This is a genomic window from uncultured Nostoc sp. (assembly GCF_964245575.1).
GTDB lineage: Bacteria > Cyanobacteriota > Cyanobacteriia > Cyanobacteriales > Nostocaceae > Nostoc.
On the sequence record NZ_CAXTNP010000136.1, the window covers coordinates 1 to 20,751 of the forward strand.

Consider the following 20,751-nt stretch of genomic DNA (forward strand, 5'->3'; position numbering starts at 1 on the left):
CCCCCTCACTTTGGCAAGTAAAAAAGGCTATGCTGTCTTTTTCTGCTCAGTGACTCGGCGCAAAACACCGTTAATAAACCGATGACCATCGTCTCCACTGTAGCGTTTGGCTAGTTCCACAGCTTCGTTGATGGCGATACTGTCTGGAACTCCTAAGAACTTCATTTCAGCCACAGCGATTTGTAAGATATCGCGGTCAATTTGGGCGAGGCGACTTACTTGCCAATCTACTAAGGCAGTAGAAAGGAGTTCATCTATAATCTGTCGATTTTCGTTGACGGTAATCACAAGCTCTTTAGCGTAATTCCGTACTCCTTTGTCCTGATTAGCTAACTGAATCAATACTGGGAAATCAACTGCCGTACCTAACTGATTGATTGCTGTTTGAGTGCAGGCGATCGCTTCTTGAAGCATTGTCCTAGCAGTATTGAGGTCAGAGGCCCGAGTTTGGCTACTTAAAAGGCGATCGTTACTGCGTTGCAGTTCACCTGCGGCATTATCAAGGGTATCTTGCACTTCTGAGGTCAGAGTGCGTACTGCTCCTAGCACCAACTTGGATACTAGTTGATCGTCTTCCAATTTCTCTAATTTCTTTGGGTTGACTGGCAATTGGCTAAGGCTTAAAAGTGCCAATTCACGAGCAATTTGCTGGGGTTTACGAGGTTGCATAAAACTGAGGGGTGATTGGGCGATAACTGATTAACTAGACAAGACAAACCTACTATCATATCAATGTTTGCACAGTCAAACAACATTACGCATTTGCTTGTGACTATGCCAGATTGATTTTGAAGAAGAATACAGAATTCAGGACAATAAAATGGGGGATTTAGACCCGCCACTAATTGTAGACCACCAAATTTTCATTTTGGTGTGGTGTTTTACCGTTTATTCAGACGCTCTCTACAAGACGCTGCACGTAGCTTTTGCAGGAGTACGCGGACTCGCTAATGCTGCGCTATCTGCCAGTCATACTAATTCACGAAAATCGTGATACATATATTATCTGAAATTTAGAATTTTGCGATCGCGTACCCGTCCGTCGTAGGCGATCGCTGCTTCAAATTTTACGCCACATCAGCCTGTGTAGTTTCAGAATCCGCGCACTGTAACTGTTGTGTACTCTCCTGTGCCTGAATTGCTGTTGCGTCTAAATTAGGTTTTGGTAGATACTTCATTTCCCAGACTTTGAGCAAAATCAGATATTCGTAGAATGCCTGCAACGTACACCAAGCAATTCCGGCGCGTCCATCTAAACATCCGCCTAAAATAAAATACATATATACAAAGCGTAACAACGGTCTGGCGGGTAAACGCAAAGACAAATCTTTCAAAGCGCGGCGTTTTTCGACTTCTGATTTGCCAAAGAATAAATCTTGCCAGTTGACCTTTCCCTTTTCTAGTTGATATAGCGTTTCTTGAGCTTCGTCTGTAGAATAACGGTTATGCTTGTCAATCCAGCGACTCAAGCCTTTGCTACAAGTGTAGTGTGGGTATGTCTCTTTTAAAAAGCTAGTTGCACCCTCACAAACTTCTCGTTCAGTATGACCATAGTCTGTAAACCAGACCTTCCCGTGGCAAAAGAGGCGCATTTGGTAACGGGGATACTGTGTGCTGTAGCGAATCCAACGATTCATGAACATGACACGTTCAGCCACGTAGTAACCGATGTAGTCTGGACTCTGACTTGCCTTTTCGCATTCCGCGAACAGTTCTGGCGTCATGCGCTCGTCAGCTTCGAGAATGTAAACCCATTCGTGCTTCGGGCAGATAGACTCTAACATCCAGGTGCGTTGGCGTCCGTGGCTTTCAAAAGCGTGTTGAAGGACGCGGATGGGATAGCGACTGGCGATTTCCACAGTGCGATCGCTACTGCATGAATCCACAACAATAATGTCATCCGATAGCATTGCCGATTCGATACAAGCAGCAATATCTAACTCTTCGTTATATGTCAGTATGTAAATTGAGAACATTACCCAAGTTTTATAGCGATTTTACTGAGTGATAATTGCCTTTTTATTGTTATTTAGATATTAAAGGCATGGCAGTATCAGCCGTCAATAATTTTTGGATACCTCCTACTGCCATGCCAATAGTGGATTAGCGTGCGGTAGCTCTAGGTTTACCACCTTGTACAGCACCCCTACCTCTTAAGCCTGTCCAGCCGATGATAATGTAACCAATGGACAACAGCAAACTGCTAATCCCAATCCGCAGTCCAGACTTCCAAGCACTATCTTTAGCTTGTTTCTCTGCTTCGTCTCTGCGCTGGCGAACTTGGCTCAGTTGTTGAGTTCGCAGCGTCTGAATATCTGTTTGTTGTTCAATAGCTTTGTCAAGTACTTGGGGATCTGTTTTAGCCTTCTTTAGCAAGTCTTTGATATTTGCTGGAATTTGAGAGCTTTCAAGCGCTTGCTTATATTTTTGATCATCTTTGAGGATTTCACTAAACTGGGCTTTGGTTTGGGTTCGCAGTTGATCTAGTTGAGCTTTTCCTTGCTCAGTATTCAGTTGTGCTTGCAATTGCGATAACCGATTGTTCAGTTGAGTTTCTGCCTGATCTGCTTCTTGGGCGATGCGGTTGAGTGTTTGAGTCTTAGCTTGATTGACGTTATTAAGGTGCAGGGGAAAAATCAGCAAGAACATCAACCCTAAAATACTTGAGAGGATCACGGCGGGAAATCTTAAATCGATAGCTTGGGGGCGATCGCTCTCTGCATCAGCACTATCAATCCAATAAGCAGCAAACAGCAGCCCTAAACCTACTAGAGGCACAATTCCCCGATCAACTAGCGCTGTTGCCAAGTTGATTTGCCATACCCGATCTGTCGGTTGAAAGGGTAACAATAGAATAAAAAAGTCAACAAAAAACGACAAAATGCAAATTATTCCAACTACCTTAAGTGTGAGGGCAGTACTCACGGAAGTAAAACGGTTAACCATAGTTTTTTGAACTGGCGGTGAATACGAGTGATTTTCATATTTCAAGCTACTTGAATATTGTGCCTATGACCGTGACTGTTGTGTAGAAACACAAAGCAGATTCAATATTGGTAAAGGCTATCTGCCTCTTGGTTTTCAACTAGGCCACAGTAACATTTGTTATGTACAGTGTCTTCAGGAAATTCTTGGTGTTTTAAGATACGAAGCTAATGCGGGGCTGTAAGAAAAGACTCATTAATTACCCGATTTTCCTTATTAAAGTTCTCAATCGGTCGTAATATAGGCATTTTGTAGGAGCGCACAGATGTGCGTCCCTAGTGGCTTTTGCATCCATATAAAAATCGCTATATTTCCCTTATTTTTGCATCTCCCTTAGAAGGGCTTGTTCCCAAATCGGCAGATCCTCCGGTCGGTCAACATCAGCTAAAGGCGACAAGTTCACGTATGATAAATTAAGTTTCTGAGCAATGTCCACGGTTTTCTGGAATACTTGAGCAGTTCCCCACTCGATGTTAACGAATAACTCCGGGATGGGTTGTCGCAAACCAATTAAGTAATATCCACCGTCGATTGCAGGGCCAAGTACAAGGTCAAAGGTGCGTAACTTCTCAAAGGCTGTCTCTAGAATCTGGGCATTGACTCCAGGACAATCTGTACCGATGATAATTACTTTTGTGGCATCAGATTGAAAAGCCTCGATAAGCGATCGCGCCATCCGCAAACCTAAATCCCCTTCACCTTGAGACTGGTAAACCAAATCCAACCCAAGCCAATATTGCATAAGTTGCGAATCGCCACCTACAAATCTTACTTCCACAGATATGGCAATGGCTTTTTGCAATTCTTGAACTTGAAATATTGTATGTTCAGTCATTTCCCGTTGAAGATTGGCAGCACCAACAGTTCCCAAAGCAGGTATCAGTCTGGTTTTAGTCTTACCTGGTTCTGGATAGCGAGTGAAAATAATCAGGTGCTGTTTTGAGCTTGTCGGTAAGTTCAGCACACAATACCTTATTTGAATAAACTAAAAATATCTTAATAGCAATACTTACCGTTTTCGGCTGTGGTATGGTCTTTTTCCATTCGCATTGCTCCTAAAATAGTAGAAACAACAACACAACGCTTAACTTTACCACCATACTTGCTTGATAGTGTTATCCGTCCTAGCGGTGGTTTAGTGACATTACCTCTATAATCAAATTGAATTTGTCTGATGCCATTTGACTCTTGTAAGGTAGTTTCCGCATCTAAGCGCACATTGGAATTTAGATTATTCCAGTTAGCGTTAGATGGGTTTACTGTAGCAGGATGAACCGCCCATTGAAGAATACTGTTTTGTTCGCGAAGGCTGGCTTGCCAAGTCAATTTTTCCTTCCTAGCTTGGCTTTGGGCTTGGCGCATAGCATAATAAACCTCGTTTTGGGCAGTGTTGAGATGACGAGCCTGCACAAAACCTAGCCAGTTGGGTATTGCTAGCGTGGCTAATATACCAATTAATAAAACAACTACTAAAGTTTCTGGTAGAGTAAAACCATTACTAGAGTGCTTATTCAAGAGATTTTTTGAATTAACTAGAGACGGTAACTGCACCCGGATATCCATTTTTGTCTTCTGATCGCTTTTCAACTACCCAACAGTTAAGCAATGTTTCAGCTTTTTGCCTTCTTACTTCGCGCTGGTTAGTAATATTGTCTAGCAAGGTAGGCATTATAAGAATTATGACAATTTTCACTGACAGTTTTAAGGTGAAATTTATATTCTGAAGTCTTGAAGGGTCATGAAGAAAATACTTCCACAAAAATATAGCAGCTGCTAGACCTTTTTTATTGTTAAACGGCTTTTGTAGCGCTTTGCAGGTCAAGTATTTGTATAAATTTGCTAGGCTTATATTCCAATTATGCTTTAGTGTCGAACGCGCAGGAGCGTCTTGTAAAGAGGATCTTTCTTTGTAAGCTCTCTCAAGCACTTGCAAGCAGGATTTTTCCTGTCTGACAAGATTGGAAGAAACTGAATTAGCACTTATGCGATATAAGATTTGTACAGATGGTACACATATAAAATCAAACTTAGAAGCTAATCGCAGCCACATATCCCAATCCTGAGCCGCACTTAGAGATTCGTCAAAGCTACCTAATTTAATTAAAGATTTTCTACAAATTAAAGGATTGGAGCCATTCTCTAGAAAGTTATTTAATAACAAATTTTCATAAACATTTCCATTTAGATTAACGCGCTTGCCTGAAACTATGAATTCGCCATTTTCATCAATATAATCAGTCCAACTGTAAGCAACTTTTGCAGTAATGTTTTCTTGCAGAGCCTTTAACTGAGAATGAAGTTTATCAGGTGTCCAAAGATCATCTGCATCTAAGAAACTAACAAATTCTCCAACTGCAAGGTGTAGCCCTCGGTTACGGCTGACGTTTCCGCCAGCATTAGGGTAAGAAAATACTTTTATTCGTGAGTCTTCAATTTCTGCAATAACTTCTATTGTTGAGTCTTGCGAACCATCATTAATTATAATTAATTCTAAGTCAGAAAAAGTTTGATTTAAAACAGATTGAATTGTCTGCTTAATAGTTTTTTCACTATTATAAGCTGGGATAATTACAGAAATTTTGGGCAATTTCCTGCTACTAGATTTAATCATTATACAGGGCTATTTTATTTTTTAATACTCTACCTAAATTACATTTAAAGTAGTAAAAAGGACTCATCATACTAGCCAGATAAAACTCCATCTCAAAAAGGGGAATTAGATTATTTTTAAATTGCCCTCTATACTGAATGAGATGTTGTAATACTCGGCGTAAATTCCCTAAGATAGTTCTCACAAAAACTATCGGTTTTTGCCAATTTTTAGTATTTATTAAGCGTAACTGAAAAATACACAAGCCACAGCCGCGTGCCAAAGTTAGGAGGTAATCTCTCTCAAGTCGCCAGTGTGGTATTTGATGATAAGTATGCATGGTAGGGTTATACCAAATTTGCCAGCCTGCATAATGTATATAAAGCAATGGTTCATAGTCATCACCCTGCACCAAAATACCAGGCAACTTCCCACTTAAAGTAGGCCGTTGTGGTACATTTTTACACCATACTTCTTTCCTAACAACAAGCGCCGCACCAGGAGGAAGTCTTAAATTATCTGCATCAAACAAATGTGGATTTGAGCCATGTTCTCTGATAGCTAAAAAAGCTTGAATTCTTTCAAAATTTTCTGGCGGGTTTACTTCAAAATCACCATGAATTTGTCCACTCCAAGCACCTGCTTGAGGATGCTCCAATGCAAAGCTATATGCTTCTGATAACCAATCAGGTGCAGGTAAGTTATCATCATCTAAAAATGCGATTAGCTGCCCTCTGGCTTCACGTACTGCCCGCAGTCGGGCAAAAGCTGCTCCCTGTTCGGGTTCTAAAAAATATCTTAAATTACAGTTTCCCTGAGATATTTTTTGGTATTTCTGGATGATTTCAGATGTATTATCAGAACTATTGTTATCTACAATAATAATTTCCCAGCTAAGTTGTTCTACTCCTGTCTGGCTTAAGAGTTTATCTAAAATTTTAGGCAAGCGAGTTGCTCCATTATATGCAGGAATGGCTACGCTAATATCTAAAGTTTCAACTGTTAATTCAGTCATATATAATCTCTAATTCTTTGATAATTTATTTTTTAAAATATCCATTTCTCCAAAGATAAAAAGGGCTAATGAAACTACTTAAAAAAAGTTCCATTTCGCAAGCAACTACCAAATCTTCCTTTAGCTTAGTTCGATATTTTAGTAGGTGTAAAACGATTTTACGCAGGTCATTTATCATATAAGTTAAAAGAGCAACTGGTCTATATACATGTTTTATATTTACCATTCTAGTTACATAACGGCTAAGTCCAATACCTCGAAAAAATGGAATTAAATAGTCTTTTTGTAACCGGAAGCTTGGTATTTTATGAAAAACTTCCATTTCAGGGTTATACCAAATCTCCCATCCTGATTTTTGGATGTAAGATAACATTTCTAAGTCTTCACTGGTAAGCATATTGCCTTTAGCTCTACCAGTTAAAATAGGCTTATCTGGTACACTTTCTAACCAGGCTTGTTTACGAACAACAAGTCCGGCTGATGGGGGTAGTATTTTTTTAGGTGCTTCATATAATAGCGGTAAATTACCTCGCTCTGTAATTGCCAAAAATGGAGCAATTCGCTGAAAGTTTTCTGGTGGTTCTACTTCCCAGTCAGGGTGAATTTGGCTGCCATAAGCTCCCGCCTTAGGATACTGTTCACTAAAAGCATAAGCTGCGGATACCCAATTTGATACTGGGTAGTTGTCATCATCTAGAAAACCGATGAATTTACCTTTAGCTTCTGCAACTGCCCTTTTTCGAGCATAAGCTGCTCCCTGCTGCGCTTCAAAGCAATATTTTAAAGGATAAGGACACTGCCAATTTTTTTGATAGGTTTGAACAACTTTAGCTGTGTTATCAGTGCTGTTGTTGTCTACAACTATAATTTCCCAAGATAAATTTTCAGTGTGAAGTTGGTTTTGTAGCCGTTCTAGTAGTTCAGGCAAACGACTTTCACCGTTATAAGTTGGGATAGCTACAGTAAAGTCAAGGTTTTCAGTCATTTGACAAAAGGAATATTTTGATTAGGACGCTTTTATCTGCTCAATCAATGGCTAAGTTATCAGCGATTCTTAAATAAATTTATCAAACATGAAAACTGCACCTGATGTTTTAATTTTGCAATCAACGTGCAGTTTTATATACAGTATTATTACGTGTTTTTATAAAAAATTACTATAAAAACTATTTAGTCGCAGTTAGGGGAGCCTTTTGCTGTGATCATTGAGCCTAAAAGAGTTTTCACAATGACGCATCGCTTTACGCGACTAGCTAATGTAGAATTTGCAGAGCTTGGTACTGCTACCACTATTTTTAACCCAGGTGGCTCTGTACCTGTTCCAAAGTAGGGAGTTGGTAAAGTTGGTAAAGCCCCCATATAGTCAAAGGTAATTTTTGTTGGCGTACTTGAAGGAGGGTATTGTACGGTAGAATCAGTAGAATTGACAGTGTTTTCGCCACTGAGATTTGCACCTAGCAGTAATTTATTAGAGCTAACGCCTATATCCGCTCCTAAAGGTTTCCATGTAGGGCTTCCAGCATTGGTATTATAAACAGCAACCTCTATATTTTGGGTTGTAGTATTTTTCTGAAAACTGACAGTGTAGCTAAGTTTTTTGTTTTTAGCTTGGCGCTGTGCTTCTTGCAGTGCGGCTAAAACGGCATCGTTAGCCTTATTTACCTTCTGTCTATTTACAAAGGCAAACCAACTAGGAACTGTGATCGCTGCTAAAATTCCAATCATCACCATCACTACGATTAATTCCAGCAAGCTAAAGCCAGCATCTTGTTGGGTATATCCAGAAGCATAGCGTAGTCTGTTAATTAAACATCGCTGTTTACTGGTTTCATTTTTACTGTTTGGGTTAAATAACTTCAAACTTAACTTTCCCATAATTAGCTGCTATTAATTAATCCTTGAATTTTCAGCGCTTATTTAGTAAATAAGTATCCGCGCCCTTGTACACGGATACTTGCACTTGGAAAATAAGTTTTGTTGCTATCTATGTAATTAAGGTTATTGCTTTGTAAACGTGCGAGTGCATTGCCTCGTAAAGTTACCTGCGCTATTGTGTTAACCCTATCGATACACGCATAAAAGCCAGTCATTTTGAAAGTATTACGAGTATTAAAACTAGCTGTATTTGGTGGTACTGTTAACTGTGCGTTGATAACAGAGTCAGTAGAACATATTACTCGTGGTGGCGCTGGTGGTGTATCATCAGTTTTGCTTTGATCGATAAAGTCAACAAGTACTGTCGTATCGGCAGTATAATCTGCTGTGGCTTTTGTCCAAGCATTCATCTTGTCTTTGAGAGTGCCTACTCCATCAAGCTTAAATAAAGCAAAACCCGGACTAGGACACTGTCCAGTTAAATACTTTCCACAAGTTTGTGTACTGGTAGGATCTGGTATACCATCCCTAATTTGCCATCGGGCGATACGAGCTGCATTAGACCAAGTAGAACTAGAAGTAGCGTCTTTAATTAAATAGTAGGCAACCAATGAGTATACAAACGTATCATCTTTTTCGGTTCCTGTAATTGTAAGTGCTTGGTCAACTATTTCTCGCTTCCAAAAGACAAGAACAGGGACTCTATCTGTTGCGATAGAATTAGGTAATTGATTTTTGATAGCTTCAATTCCGTCAGCATCATAAATATAAATGGCCTGTTGTAAATCACGGGCAATATAATCTAGCGCATCTTGGATTTCTTGCTCAGAATTTGCCTTTGCTTGCTCCTTTCGGTCTGTGTCCATAATGTTAACCATGAATCCTAGCAACGGCGTGATGATGAGGAATGCCAGGAGCATGGCAATCAACAATTCAATCATAGTAAAACCGCCAACTTGCTGAACCATCCTAGAGCGTTTTACCTGGCTTTTGAGTAAGAATTTTAGTGTCCTCACCATATTGTGATATTCTCTTTAGTGATAAATGCACAGTGAGCATTGCATAATGTGAAACTGCTTAGTTTTTTACTGGCAAGCTTGATTCGTTGCAGTACCCAGTCGTCGGCATAAAGCCTGAAATGTTGTGTTGCTGTTGCCAATGTCAGTTGTCATTTCGATTAATGGTGCTTGGCGATCGCCTAATCCACCAGTGAATGTTTTTTGTCTATTCTTAGTAGTATCTGTGCTGGCTTTGAGGGTTTGGCTAAAGTCAACATCTACCCGATAAATCCGAATTCCCAGACGATAGCCATCATTTATCCCAGTACTTTGGACAATTCGACCAGCTTGAATGTAAAACAAATTATTTGAATTGCTTGAACAATCTGGATTACTAATGATGCCATTTTTATTGAAACAATACAGACCAGTTGCCCATGTGGGAGCAGGCATATCTGTAATATTGTTAATTAAATAGTCTTGTGGTCTGCCTGTTATAGGTGGCGTACCCGTTATATCTGAAACCCTTCTAGGTGCAGTAGCAGTTGGAGTTGCAAGTGTAACTACTGTACTTGGCACTGTAGTAATAGCTCCAGTTCTGATGCCATCAATGAATGTTTTTGTCGCTTGGGTTGCAAGTTCCACTCGTCGAGACTGAACGCGGGTTGCTGTTGAGATGACGATCACAGGCGCGATCGCTGCCATTAAAATAGCAACTATAACTATTGCTACTAAAGACTCAATAATCGTAAAACCAGACTCATCAGCAGGGATGATTTGTTGCTGTAGTTCATGCTTAATCATTAACTTATCACCAGCTTCTGATACCAATTTGCATTCAAAAACGTAATTGAAAAATCTTACTCCCCTAAGGTGAAAGTTACAGTTTAGGAGAGTAGTATGAAATTTTAAGATGGGCAGTTACTAGGACGCTGATCGGAATCGATTGCAGCAGTATATACAGGAGGAGTACTAGTATCGGGTTTTTTCGCACACAACAAAGTTTGCACCCATGCATCATCTCGACCAACTTCCCGGAAGTACTCATCTGGCAAATCATTTGGTATGGTTGCCAGTTTTTGGGCTAATAAGTCAGGCGACTGAGATAGTAGTGCTACATCATAACCCCATTGCCGTGTAGGAGCCAGATAGAAAGGAGTTCTGTTGTTGTTGCCTTGAATCTTATACTTAAAATCATCAGATTGAGTTGATATGGATGTGCTAAATGGTGCAGTGGCATAAGCACTTCGTTTAGTCTGGACGAAAGTGCCACTAATCCTAGCTTTAATGGCATCGCCTGTTCCTCCAGTTGGGTTCCAGTTTTCTAAGAAGCGCACAAAGTTGTGTAGACCACCGTTGTCTTCCGTAGGACGCGCTGGGGTATCTCCAGCCACAGCAATTAAATTAAAGGTAGTTTCAGTAGCTGTTTGCAACCAATTATTGTGGGTTCCAGGGGTAATCAGATCATTGTTATCTGGGCTTTGAGGAGTAGCAAAGGGTTGGTTAATTTGTAGAACCGGTTGAAAGCTACTGACAACACCACCAACTATAACTGGCTTCAGCCAGGGCATGAACACATCGGGTGATGGCTGTAATAGTCTTGACCCTGTAGCGGATGTTGTTGACCCTAGAGGAAATTCTTGTACCTTACCAGGTACATCAACTCCTAAGACTTTAAGAGGAGTAATTAACTGACCAGTCGTTGCATTACGTACAAAAGCAATTCTCCGAGGAGCGTTCGCAGGAAAGCATTTTGGGCTGTCTTGATCAAAAGTCGCTGGATCATCAAAGATGTACCCTGTTTTTATTCGATTATTGTCTGGGTCTCCATTTTTACCAACAATTTGATTATTATAAAAGGTGTTACCTCCTCCACCTCCACAGGCTGTCTGGATTGTCCATGCTGTTGTCGCTTTTGTAGGATCACTACAATCTGCTTGGTTTGTTGCAGAGCAAACTTCTGTCAAATAACTCCCTGGTGGTATTTGTAGCGCAATTGGTGTCACAAAGTTGTTGAGGTAGGAACTACCTTGAACCCCTGTTGTAGTTGAGTCATGATCTTTGGGTATGCCTGTGGTGGTGTCACGCCATTGAGCTACGGGGACAAAGCTATTGTATTGTGAGAATTGTGAGAATTCAGGTGGTATAGGTAATGGAGCGTTATAGCTATTACTCCAGTCATAATCTCCCTCATAGCGGTAGCCCAATCTAAAGTTATTAGAAAGTAAGGTAATAGAATCTGCCAACACAGATGCAGGACGCCATTCATCGCCAGTTGTACAGTTAGGTAGTCTTGTGTCATTTGGACGACACGCGAAATTTTGATTGCGCTGTGCTTTGGTACGAGTGTAGAAATTGCTCCAATCATCTGCCAATGCTGTTGTGAACTCTTCTTGCGTATGAAGATTAAAATTCCCCTTAACGTACACAGGCAAATTGGTAGCTAAAATCAACCCTTTCTCTACGTCTCGATAATTATTACTTGTACCACGTCCGATTTTTGAGCCGTTGATGAGCATAATGCCATTAGGACGGCGCGTTGTGTCAAGCGTAAAATCCACTGGGCTTTCAAGTTTTTTCGCCTCTGAATCTGGCTTTGTTGAACTCAAATCTGGCAGTGCATCATCGCGAGTAGCATAGATAATACCGCTATTTGGCAGTAAGTATTCTTGCGCTGGAGTTGCTCCACCAAATGTAGTAGTGCGAAGGGAGTTGATATCTAATACTGTGGTGCGAATTTCTAAAGGTTGTCTGTCTTTTTTTTCAAGATCGTAATCAGTACTTGTAGTGGTTGCTTGATTTGCCTTAACCTGCCTTGCATCTAAAAAGGCAGTTTCTCGAATTGCACCGTGAGGAATAGGAGGTGTACTGGTTACTGGAGAAATACTGCCGTCTAAAATTTGTAGGGCGCAAATTGCAGCATGAATTGTAGATTGTTCCGAAAGAGTACGATTTGCTGCTGTTTTTGCTAAAGCTTTTGCTAGTAGTCCATCATCTATAGAACGTCCAGCTAAATAATCTGCATTAGTTGGATCAGTTATTGGACGTTTTGGATCTCCTTTTATATCTCCTTTTGGATATTTTAATTGGGATTGATAAGTTAATAGCGCCTGATAATCACTGACTGTCTTCGTTGGAGGCCCGTAGACTATGCCGTTGTTGGATAGACCACCTGTAGCTGAACTATTAGCATCTGAAGCCCAAGCTGGAAGTCCTGTTTGATTTTTAGCAGTAGTGCTGTTAGTAGGGACGTAAAAGCTGCTTACACAAGCTATAGGCTGTGGACTTTGCTGGTCGTAACCACTAGCTTTGTAGTGATAAACAGCTGTAGATCGCATCCGCAGATATGGTGTCTTAGTTGGATCGGCAATTTCAGGCCATTTATACTGTATAGAGGAGTAATTAGTTACGGTTACAGAAGAGTAATCATACATCCAATATGGCTTAATAGTCTTTTGTGTGGGTGCTGGAGACTGAGGCACTGGCATCAGATCAGACCAAATTTCTTTGGCAGCTGAAGAGAAGTTAGTACTTGCAGCTGTAAAAGTGTTAGGCAAATAAATCCCAGCACCAGTCACCACTCGTAAACCACCAACAGGGTCTTGTATGGTAGCCGGGACTTGAGCTGCTGCTAGTTCCCAATCTTTATCTCGGTCTGTAGAGCCTAAATCAGCTAGTATTTGTACGCGAGAGCGACGAGTGCGAGGTGTAGAAGGTGTTGCTGGTAGATCCCAGTTAACACCATTAATATTTTGGGTATCTTGGGGATTTGGGCCTACAAATTGGTTTTGATTACTGTCCCACCAGATTTGAGGCAGATTGTTACCAATTACAACCCTGTCACCTAAAGATTGTTCTTTTCCCTCATAGTCTTTTTGTAGTTTAGTCGGTTCCGTTGCACCAGGTGTCAGTTTATTACTGCTTATACTTAGTGTCAAATTAGTGTAACCAGTACCCGTTTTACCATCTGTGGGATCGGTAGGATACATCCAAGGATCTTTGGGGCGTAGGGTATCGCCACTGCCTTGAAGCGGAGTAGTTGTGGCGTATGTACCTAATGCAACTGATTCACTGCTTCCAGAAGGAACTTCTTTGTAAGGTACGCGGCGGGTGCGCTTTTGAAAGTAAAGCTGTAGCTGTTGTTTGCGTATTGCGTCGTTTTCTGCTGTAGTGTAACTTGATAAACCAAGCTTATCCTTTTGTTGTTGAATACCTTTGGTAACTTCTGTAGGATCAGGATCTGTGGTAGCTATTTGGGCGCTAACTAGGCGATTGATACGCTGCGTGTAGGCAAGGCTGTTATAAGCTATGAAGTTCGCTTCGTTTGATGCTGGAGTAGTTGATTTTGCAAAATCGACTTCAACAGGATCGGTGGCTTCTCCTTTTCTAAATAAATGCACTTTAGTGACATTTCCTAAGTCACTTGTATCTGTGAAGCCACCAGCACCCAAATTTCCACCAATTACTATTTTGGCATTGTCGTCATCGTAGAAACAGGATTCCTTACTGCTAACTTGATATAGCTTGACACTATTTGCTGGCGAACCAGTGAGAAAATTACTATTGGTAAAAATTCGTCCATTTAATCTGAAGGTGGGGCCTGGGCTAAGTCCTATATCATCTTCATAAAGAACAGCATTATTTACTACAGGGAGTTGGACACGCTCGTGTTGATACTCTAAAGCAGAAAAGCTTTTATTACCTTTGTAAAGTTCGTACTTAGTATTAGAAGCTGGTGTAGTAGTAATAGGAACAGTTGCTGTGTAGACAAAAAAAGCTTTTTTCAACTTATTGCCCACCTTAAACCAGCCAGTATTACCTACTAAGGTAGCGCTTGTGCCTAGCGTATCTCCACAATCTCCACTGACATTACCAGCAGTCATTGGTAAAGTTCTCGCTTCTAATGGATTTCTGGCATATTTATATACACCAGCGTTTATAGGGGGATTTCTAAAGTAAATACCATAAAGCGTGTAACTATCAAATTTGCCGTTGTTATCGGTATCTAGAGGGTATAACCATGCAGTATTTAGTGTCTTAGCCTTTTCAGCAGTTTCGGTTCTTTTTGCTTGTTGTTCGGTATTTAGAGCCAGTTGAAGTTGAGTTTCATCACCAAATGTATATTCATTGATATTGCTGCTCAAAGTAGAATACAACGCATCATCTGTTGGTGTAGCTCGTGGTAGTCGTCCGTCTTGAAATAGCTTATTTATTTTAGCTCTAGCGCGGTCAATTGCCGGAGTTGCAGCGTTGAGTGCAGCCTCATTTACTCGAACATTACTAGCATTTTTGGAGCGTTCAAAAGAGCGAAATAAAATTGCTGTTGTTAACAGCACTACTACCAAACTTACCATCGCTACTGTCGGCAACAAAAACCCAGCATTCTCTGAGCCGCGTCTTCTTCGAGTTCTAAAAATAGTTCGTAGTAGCCAAATAATTTGCTTGTTAATTGCAGATAAAAACTTCTTGGTAATTTGTCTAAACGTTTTTTGAATTACTTTGAATAGCTGAGGTTTTCGAGACATAGATGCTTCCCTATCAAGTGGTTTATGTATGGCGACCAAATTTTATAGTTTTTATACATCTTCAAGTATGCCTATCAAGTCTTTTTATAGGCATAAAATGAGGCCATATTTATTATTTAATTACTGCATACTATTTGACTAACTTTCAAATAAACTAACTACACCAAAAGACAATTTATTAAAGTTATATCATTTATTAATTATTCATTTTATCCGGAAAATACTGATTTTTTGATAATTATTTGATTTAAGTTCGATAAAAAACAAGAACATAACCTTACAGTAAATTTGCGGAATGTATCTTATCTAAAAGCAAATTTATGAAGATGTTGTTAAGAGAGTAAGCTTATAATACCCATCTGTTAAAGGAAAAATATCAGTTAGGTGCAAAATAATTATATATAGGGGTTTTCACTTCGGTGGAATACTGTCAAAAGCTCACCCTATCTTGACTTTAATCTCTCTCCTTAGTAAAGAAAGGGATTGAGGGTGAGGTTTTATCTTATGTTTAAGGTGAATTATAGTAATAAAATTGGCATAAGCGTTGGTTTCGACTTCGCTCAACCAACTGAGTGGTCGAGAGTTTAGCGAAGTCGAAACTCTTCAAAATAGGTATTTTTTTAATCATAAATCACCTAATTACGTCTACCTACTTATCTTTTTAAATTTTGTATATTCTCAGCAATACTTCATAGCACCGCAGGCAAATTAGCATACACATCATTATTCGTAAATCTAAGAAACTTAATTCCTGCTGATTCAATAAATTCTTGTCTTGCCTGATCGTATTCAGCAGCACCTTATTGAAAATGGCTTTTGCCATCAATTTCTATAGCTAACTTGAATTCAGAACTATAAAAATCTATAACAAACTTATTTCCACTATATTATCGGCGAAATTTACAGGTTTACAACTATCTATCTGTTATTTTCTCCCAAATAAGTTTCTCGGCTTTTGTTATATTTTTGCGTAATAGTTGCCTTTTTTCTATTGCATTATTTTTGTTATAAAGTTTAGTCATTTTTATTTAAATTTCCAGTCCCCTCTCCTTTATAAGGAGAAGGTTAGGGTGAGATCAAGCGATAACTATAAATGTTTATCCAGCCTTGATTGAATTGCTCACAATATAATAACCTCATCCTGCCCTTTGGGCACCCCTCTCCTTATTAAGGAGAGGGGGAGGGGATATAGATTAAGCGCTAAAGTATTTTGCTAGTGGGTGGTAAGCAATAATCGCAGTGGTAGACTGTTCTGGATAAAGTTGTTCACTTTCATCCATATACAAGTTAATCCTGTCAGTCTGCAATAACTCCAGTTGCTTGTATTGGTCTTGGATATTTGGGCAAGCTGGATACCCAAAGCTATACCGTGAGCCACGATAGCGTTGTGCTAATATATCCCGAATATTGTCGGGTTCTTCAGCAGTAAAACCTAACTCTCGGCGGATTCTGGCGTGTGTCCATTCAGCCACAGCCTCTGCCACCTGTACCGCCATACCGTGAAAATACAGATAATCTGTGTATTGATTATCAGCAAACAGCTTTTGGGCAAACTCTGTTGCAATCTCCCCTACAGTTACGGACTGCATGGGAAACACATCAATAATTCCTGACTCCTTGGGTGCAAAGAAATCTGCTATGCACAGCCGCCTTAAAGACTTCTGTCTGGGAAACTCGAAAGTTGCAACCTGTTGTGATTGGTTTTCTGAGTTATATATATGTAGAGAATTCCCCTCGGCTTGACAAGGGAAATACCCGTAAATCACCTGGGGATGCAACAGATTCTCTTCAATAATTCGCTGTTTCCAAGTTTCTAAAACTGGGTAAACTTTCTCAGCTAAGAAAGCCTGATATTCTTCCTTAGATTGTTCTTTTGGTTTGCGGAATTGCCACTGTCCTGCAATCAAAGCTTGTAAATCCAAGTGCCAGAATATTTCCTCAATGGGAATATCAGTAGGTTGCAATAACTGCGTTCCCCAAAAAGGCGGTGTGGGACGTTGAATATCTATCGCCACAGCATCAGAAGGTCTTGTATCTACTTCTTTTGGTTGAGCAGATGCTGTTTTCTCAGTAGTTGTAGTTACTGGTTCTTTGTGACCATTCGTCGAAACTTCAGCAGTTTTGACTTCGTTCAAAAATCCCTGCAAATCTTCCCAGTTACCAGCTGATTTAGCTGGCATTAATTTATCCATGAAGTGCAAGTCAGAAAAGGCATCTTTGCCATAAACAACTTTACCTTTATAGGTATTTTGGCAATCTTCATAGACAAACTTGGGAGTCAACGCTGCACCACCTAATATCACGGGGATACTAATTCCCTTTTCGTTGAATACCTCCAAGTTCTCTTTCATGAAGGCGGTGGATTTTACCAGCAAACCACTCATGGCTATACAATCAGCTTTGTGCTGTTCGTAAGCGTTGATGATGTTTTCCACTGGCTGCTTAATTCCCAGGTTAATCACCTTGTAGCCGTTGTTGGATAAGATGATATCCACCAAGTTTTTACCAATGTCGTGGACATCGCCTTTCACTGTGGCAATGATAAAGGTTCCTTTGGCATTGTTGCCTGATTCTGATTTTTCCATGAACGGTTCTATAAAGGCAACCGCCGCTTTCATGGTTTCGGCAGATTGCAAGACGAAGGGTAGCTGCATTTGTCCAGAACCGAATAGTTCCCCGACAACTTTCATGCCATCTAGCAGGAAGGTGTTGATAATTTCTAAGGGGGGATGTTCTTCTAAAGCTTTTGTCAGATGTTCTTCTAAGCCTATGCGTTCGCCGTCGATGATATGGCGTTTGAGACGTTCTGGGATGGGAAGACTTTCATCTAAGGAGCGATCGCGTTTTGTCGTTACCCCGGCAAACACTGTGGTAAGCTCTCCCAAAGGATCGTAAACGCAAACATTATCCTCAAACTTCCGTTCGTCATAAATCAACTGCCGACAGATTTCTTGATGGCGTGCCTCAATCTTCGATAGCGGTAAAATTTTGTTAGCGCTGACAATGGCTGCATCCATTCCTGCCGTCGTCGCCTCGTGCAAAAACACCGAGTTCAGCACCATCCGTGAGGCTGGATTCAAACCAAAGGAAATATTGGAAACACCCAAAATCACATGACATCCAGGTAATCCTTCACGAATTCGCCGAATGGATTCAATTGTCGCCTTACCGTTTTCTCGGTCTTCTTCAATCCCGGTGGAAATGGGTAACGCTAGGGTATCAAAGAATATTTCTGTGGGAGGTATGCCATATTCTACAGCTTGACGGTAGGCACGCTCTGCGATCGCAAACTTTTTGTCTGCTGTTCGCGCCATCCCATCTTCATCGATAGTACCAATGACTACACCAGCCCCGTATTTCTTCGCTAACTCCAGCACCTTCAAAAAGCGTGGTTCCCCATCTTCGTAGTTGGTGGAGTTCAGCAAACACTTACCACCGGCAATCTTTAAACCTGCCTCCATCTTTTCCCATTCGGTGGAGTCAAGCATTAAGGGTAGTGTCACATTATTAACAATGCGCGAAACTAATTCGTGCATATCGCGCACGCCGTCGCGTCCCACATAATCGACGTTGACATCAAGGATGTGTGCGCCTTCTTTTACTTGCGCCCTCGCCATTGAAACGAGTCCATCCCAATCTTCCGCATTTAGCAAATCGCGGCACTTCTTGGAACCACTGGCGTTAAGACGTTCGCCGACAATCAAGAAGGAATTATCTTGGTCGTAGGGCTGAGTGGTGTAAATTGATGCTGCTGCTGGTTCTAAGCTAGGATGTCTAACTTTTGGCTTCAGACCTTTAGCAAGTTCTGCCAATTGTTGAATGTGTTCTGGACGCGTCCCACAGCAACCCCCAATCACTTGGACACCCAAATCTTCAACAAAATGCATCAACGACATCCGTAATTCCAACGGTGTCAGGCGGTAGTGCGCTTGACCGCCGACGTTTTCAGGTAAACCCGCGTTGGGTATACAGGAAACGATGAAAGGTGAATGTTCTGCCAGATACTTGATATGTGGTTTCATCAAGTCTGGGCCAGTGGCACAGTTTAGACCGAGAATATCTATTGGGTAATGTTCCAGAATTGTCAGCACAGCACTGATTTCTGAACCAACCAACATTGTGCCCATGCTTTCCATTGTCACAGACACCATCAACGGACGGCGATCGCCTTTTTTGGCAAACACTTCTTCAATTCCATTCAGCGCCGCTTTAATTTGCAGCACATCTTGGCAAGTTTCCACCAGAAATAAATCGACACCACCATCCCACAGCGCTTCTGCTTGTTCGGCAAAAGTAGCTTTCATGGTGTCAAAGTCAATATGTCCCAAGGTAGGGAGTTTCGTTGTGGGGCCGATAGAACCAGCCACAAACCGGGGTTTTTCTGGCGTGGAAAATTCCGCAGCGACACGCTTGGCTAATTCTGCGGCTGTCTTGCTGAGGTAGTAGGCTTGGTCTGCCAAGTCATATTCTGCCAGCACTAGGGAGGTACTGCCAAAGGTATCGGTTTCAATGACATCAGCACCAGCAGCGAGAAAGTCACGGTGAACCTTAGCCACAGCTTCGGGTTTCGTGTGGACTAAGTATTCGTTACAACCTTCATACTGTGGGCCGCCGAAGTCTTCAGCAGTCAGGTTTTGAGTTTGCAGGTTGGTTCCCATCGCCCCGTCGAAAACGAGGACTGGGCTATCTGGACTACGTAGGCGTTCAAGGAAAGGATGAGTCATATTTTCCTAGAAGAATTTGGGTCAGTCGTATAATATTCGACTTACTTTATTATTTTCCCAAATTGTGATATTTTTGGCAGTTTTTAATCAAGCGATGACAGAATTAGCGACTTCCAAATAAAAAAATATCCCAAAACTGACCAAAAATCCTCTCTATTTCTCCTCTGTCTGTGTTCTCTGCGTTTCTATGGTTCGTAATTTATTTCTTGGAAATCCCTGATAATTTCAAGTATAAAGTTCTAATTCTCTCTTAGTTTGAGATTTTGGCTTTGATTTTTCTTTCATCCATTAAAGTGATGAAAGAGCGTTAGAGTGCGTCAAATCAACTTCCATCCCACTGTAAAGGAGCTGAAAGTTGCTGAGATGGAAATAATTCTAGTTTTAGGTCAAAGCGCTGTAGGAGAAAGAGCCATCTGCAAAAATAAAATTCTCAAACCCAGCCGTGGACATGAGACTGAGATTTCCATTGTTATTGAAGGTAATGTTAGCAGGATTAAGGGCATTGCCTGAAATCACACCTGAAATGGTGAGTTCAGAACGATTGAAGGTACTGAGGTCAAGAGTATCCCAGCCGCACCCGCCATCAACAGTTGCAACACCAAAACCTTTAAAGTAGTCATTCCCATTCCCTAGATCAATGTTGCTCTCACCACCGATAGTGACTTTCTGTTGAACTGTATCTATGGTACTGGTGGCAATAATGTCATCATTGCCATCGCCAGTCTTGATGGTTCCCTGTCCATAAATGCCATAGGCAGTATCACCAATTGTTACTGTCGCCTGACCAGTAAGGATGTCACGACCATTACCAGTATTAATGACTCCATCATTGAAGATGCCATAAGCAGTGGCGTTTTTTCCTGAGCTATTCCCATAACCTGTAATTGTGTCGTTGCCACACTCTGTAGTGATGGTGGCATCTTTAATGTTCTGGATGCCAATACCAGTACCACTGTTGCCGATAGAGTCGTTACCGTTACCGCCGTTGCCGCCAATACCTGTGCCAGCGATCGTGTTATTTCCGTCCCCGGCATTCAGA

13 protein-coding genes and 2 pseudogenes are annotated in these 20,751 nt (G+C 41.0%); all 15 read right to left on the minus strand.

The window, feature by feature from the left end; translation table 11 throughout:
- Positions 1-27: 27 nt before the first annotated feature.
- Positions 28-669, minus strand: a complete 642-nt coding sequence (nusB, locus tag ACFFAP_RS21045; protein ID WP_375513034.1) for a transcription antitermination factor NusB — start codon at positions 667-669, stop codon at positions 28-30.
- Between the two features lie 398 nt (positions 670-1,067).
- Complete coding sequence (locus tag ACFFAP_RS21050) at positions 1,068-1,976, minus strand: glycosyltransferase family 2 protein (RefSeq protein ID WP_375513035.1); 909 nt, start codon at positions 1,974-1,976, stop codon at positions 1,068-1,070.
- Between the two features lie 127 nt (positions 1,977-2,103).
- Complete coding sequence (locus ACFFAP_RS21055) at positions 2,104-2,946, minus strand: HpsJ family protein (RefSeq protein ID WP_375513036.1); 843 nt, start codon at positions 2,944-2,946, stop codon at positions 2,104-2,106.
- A gap of 355 nt (positions 2,947-3,301) precedes the next feature.
- A complete protein-coding gene (locus tag ACFFAP_RS21060; RefSeq protein ID WP_375513037.1) occupies positions 3,302-3,949 on the minus strand; it encodes a TIGR04282 family arsenosugar biosynthesis glycosyltransferase in 648 nt (215 codons plus the stop codon).
- 32 nt (positions 3,950-3,981) lie between these two features.
- Positions 3,982-4,548, minus strand: a complete 567-nt coding sequence (locus ACFFAP_RS21065) for a Tfp pilus assembly protein FimT/FimU (RefSeq protein WP_375513038.1) — start codon at positions 4,546-4,548, stop codon at positions 3,982-3,984.
- On the minus strand, positions 4,514-5,596 hold the full coding sequence (locus tag ACFFAP_RS21070) for a glycosyltransferase (protein ID WP_375513039.1): 1,083 nt from the start codon (positions 5,594-5,596) through the stop codon (positions 4,514-4,516). The genes ACFFAP_RS21065 and ACFFAP_RS21070 overlap by 35 nt, the downstream gene beginning before the upstream one ends.
- Positions 5,589-6,590 carry a hormogonium polysaccharide biosynthesis glycosyltransferase HpsE gene (gene hpsE / locus ACFFAP_RS21075; RefSeq protein WP_375513040.1) on the minus strand — a complete coding sequence of 334 codons (1,002 nt, stop codon included), beginning with the start codon at positions 6,588-6,590 and terminating at the stop codon, positions 5,589-5,591. The genes ACFFAP_RS21070 and hpsE (ACFFAP_RS21075) overlap by 8 nt, the downstream gene beginning before the upstream one ends.
- A 25-nt stretch (positions 6,591-6,615) precedes the next feature.
- Positions 6,616-7,575: a hormogonium polysaccharide biosynthesis glycosyltransferase HpsE gene (gene hpsE / locus ACFFAP_RS21080; RefSeq protein ID WP_375513041.1), complete on the minus strand. Its 960-nt coding sequence runs from the start codon at positions 7,573-7,575 to the stop codon at positions 6,616-6,618.
- 185 nt (positions 7,576-7,760) lie between these two features.
- On the minus strand, positions 7,761-8,465 hold the full coding sequence (locus ACFFAP_RS21085) for a Tfp pilus assembly protein FimT/FimU (protein ID WP_375513042.1): 705 nt from the start codon (positions 8,463-8,465) through the stop codon (positions 7,761-7,763).
- A gap of 38 nt (positions 8,466-8,503) precedes the next feature.
- A complete protein-coding gene (hpsC, locus tag ACFFAP_RS21090) occupies positions 8,504-9,481 on the minus strand; it encodes a hormogonium polysaccharide secretion pseudopilin HpsC (RefSeq protein ID WP_375513046.1) in 978 nt (325 codons plus the stop codon).
- A gap of 69 nt (positions 9,482-9,550) precedes the next feature.
- On the minus strand, positions 9,551-10,267 hold the full coding sequence (gene hpsB, locus ACFFAP_RS21095; RefSeq protein WP_375513043.1) for a hormogonium polysaccharide secretion pseudopilin HpsB: 717 nt from the start codon (positions 10,265-10,267) through the stop codon (positions 9,551-9,553).
- Positions 10,268-10,371: 104 nt separating this feature from the next.
- The gene (gene hpsA / locus ACFFAP_RS21100; protein ID WP_375513044.1) at positions 10,372-14,988 is read right to left on the minus strand and encodes a hormogonium polysaccharide biosynthesis protein HpsA; all 4,617 of its coding nucleotides are present in this window, start codon (positions 14,986-14,988) and stop codon (positions 10,372-10,374) included.
- Between the two features lie 689 nt (positions 14,989-15,677).
- Positions 15,678-15,770, minus strand: a pseudogene (locus ACFFAP_RS21105) (hypothetical protein); the annotation flags it as partial.
- Positions 15,771-16,181: 411 nt separating this feature from the next.
- Positions 16,182-19,712: a methionine synthase gene (gene metH, locus ACFFAP_RS21110; protein WP_375513045.1), complete on the minus strand. Its 3,531-nt coding sequence runs from the start codon at positions 19,710-19,712 to the stop codon at positions 16,182-16,184.
- A gap of 381 nt (positions 19,713-20,093) precedes the next feature.
- Positions 20,094-20,751: pseudogene (locus ACFFAP_RS21115) on the minus strand (hypothetical protein); the annotation flags it as partial.

Coding starts and splice junctions, on each gene's coding strand:
- nusB (WP_375513034.1), bottom strand. CDS start 669: ATGCAACCTCGTAAACCCCAGCAAATTGCTCGTGAATTGGCACTTTTA.
- metH (WP_375513045.1), bottom strand. CDS start 19,712: ATGACTCATCCTTTCCTTGAACGCCTACGTAGTCCAGATAGCCCAGTC.
- hpsA (WP_375513044.1), bottom strand. CDS start 14,988: ATGTCTCGAAAACCTCAGCTATTCAAAGTAATTCAAAAAACGTTTAGA.
- hpsE (WP_375513041.1), bottom strand. CDS start 7,575: ATGACTGAAAACCTTGACTTTACTGTAGCTATCCCAACTTATAACGGT.
- ACFFAP_RS21085 (WP_375513042.1), bottom strand. CDS start 8,465: ATGGGAAAGTTAAGTTTGAAGTTATTTAACCCAAACAGTAAAAATGAA.
- ACFFAP_RS21065 (WP_375513038.1), bottom strand. CDS start 4,548: ATGGATATCCGGGTGCAGTTACCGTCTCTAGTTAATTCAAAAAATCTC.
- hpsB (WP_375513043.1), bottom strand. CDS start 10,267: ATGATTAAGCATGAACTACAGCAACAAATCATCCCTGCTGATGAGTCT.
- hpsE (WP_375513040.1), bottom strand. CDS start 6,590: ATGACTGAATTAACAGTTGAAACTTTAGATATTAGCGTAGCCATTCCT.
- ACFFAP_RS21050 (WP_375513035.1), bottom strand. CDS start 1,976: ATGTTCTCAATTTACATACTGACATATAACGAAGAGTTAGATATTGCT.
- ACFFAP_RS21070 (WP_375513039.1), bottom strand. CDS start 5,596: ATGATTAAATCTAGTAGCAGGAAATTGCCCAAAATTTCTGTAATTATC.
- ACFFAP_RS21055 (WP_375513036.1), bottom strand. CDS start 2,946: ATGGTTAACCGTTTTACTTCCGTGAGTACTGCCCTCACACTTAAGGTA.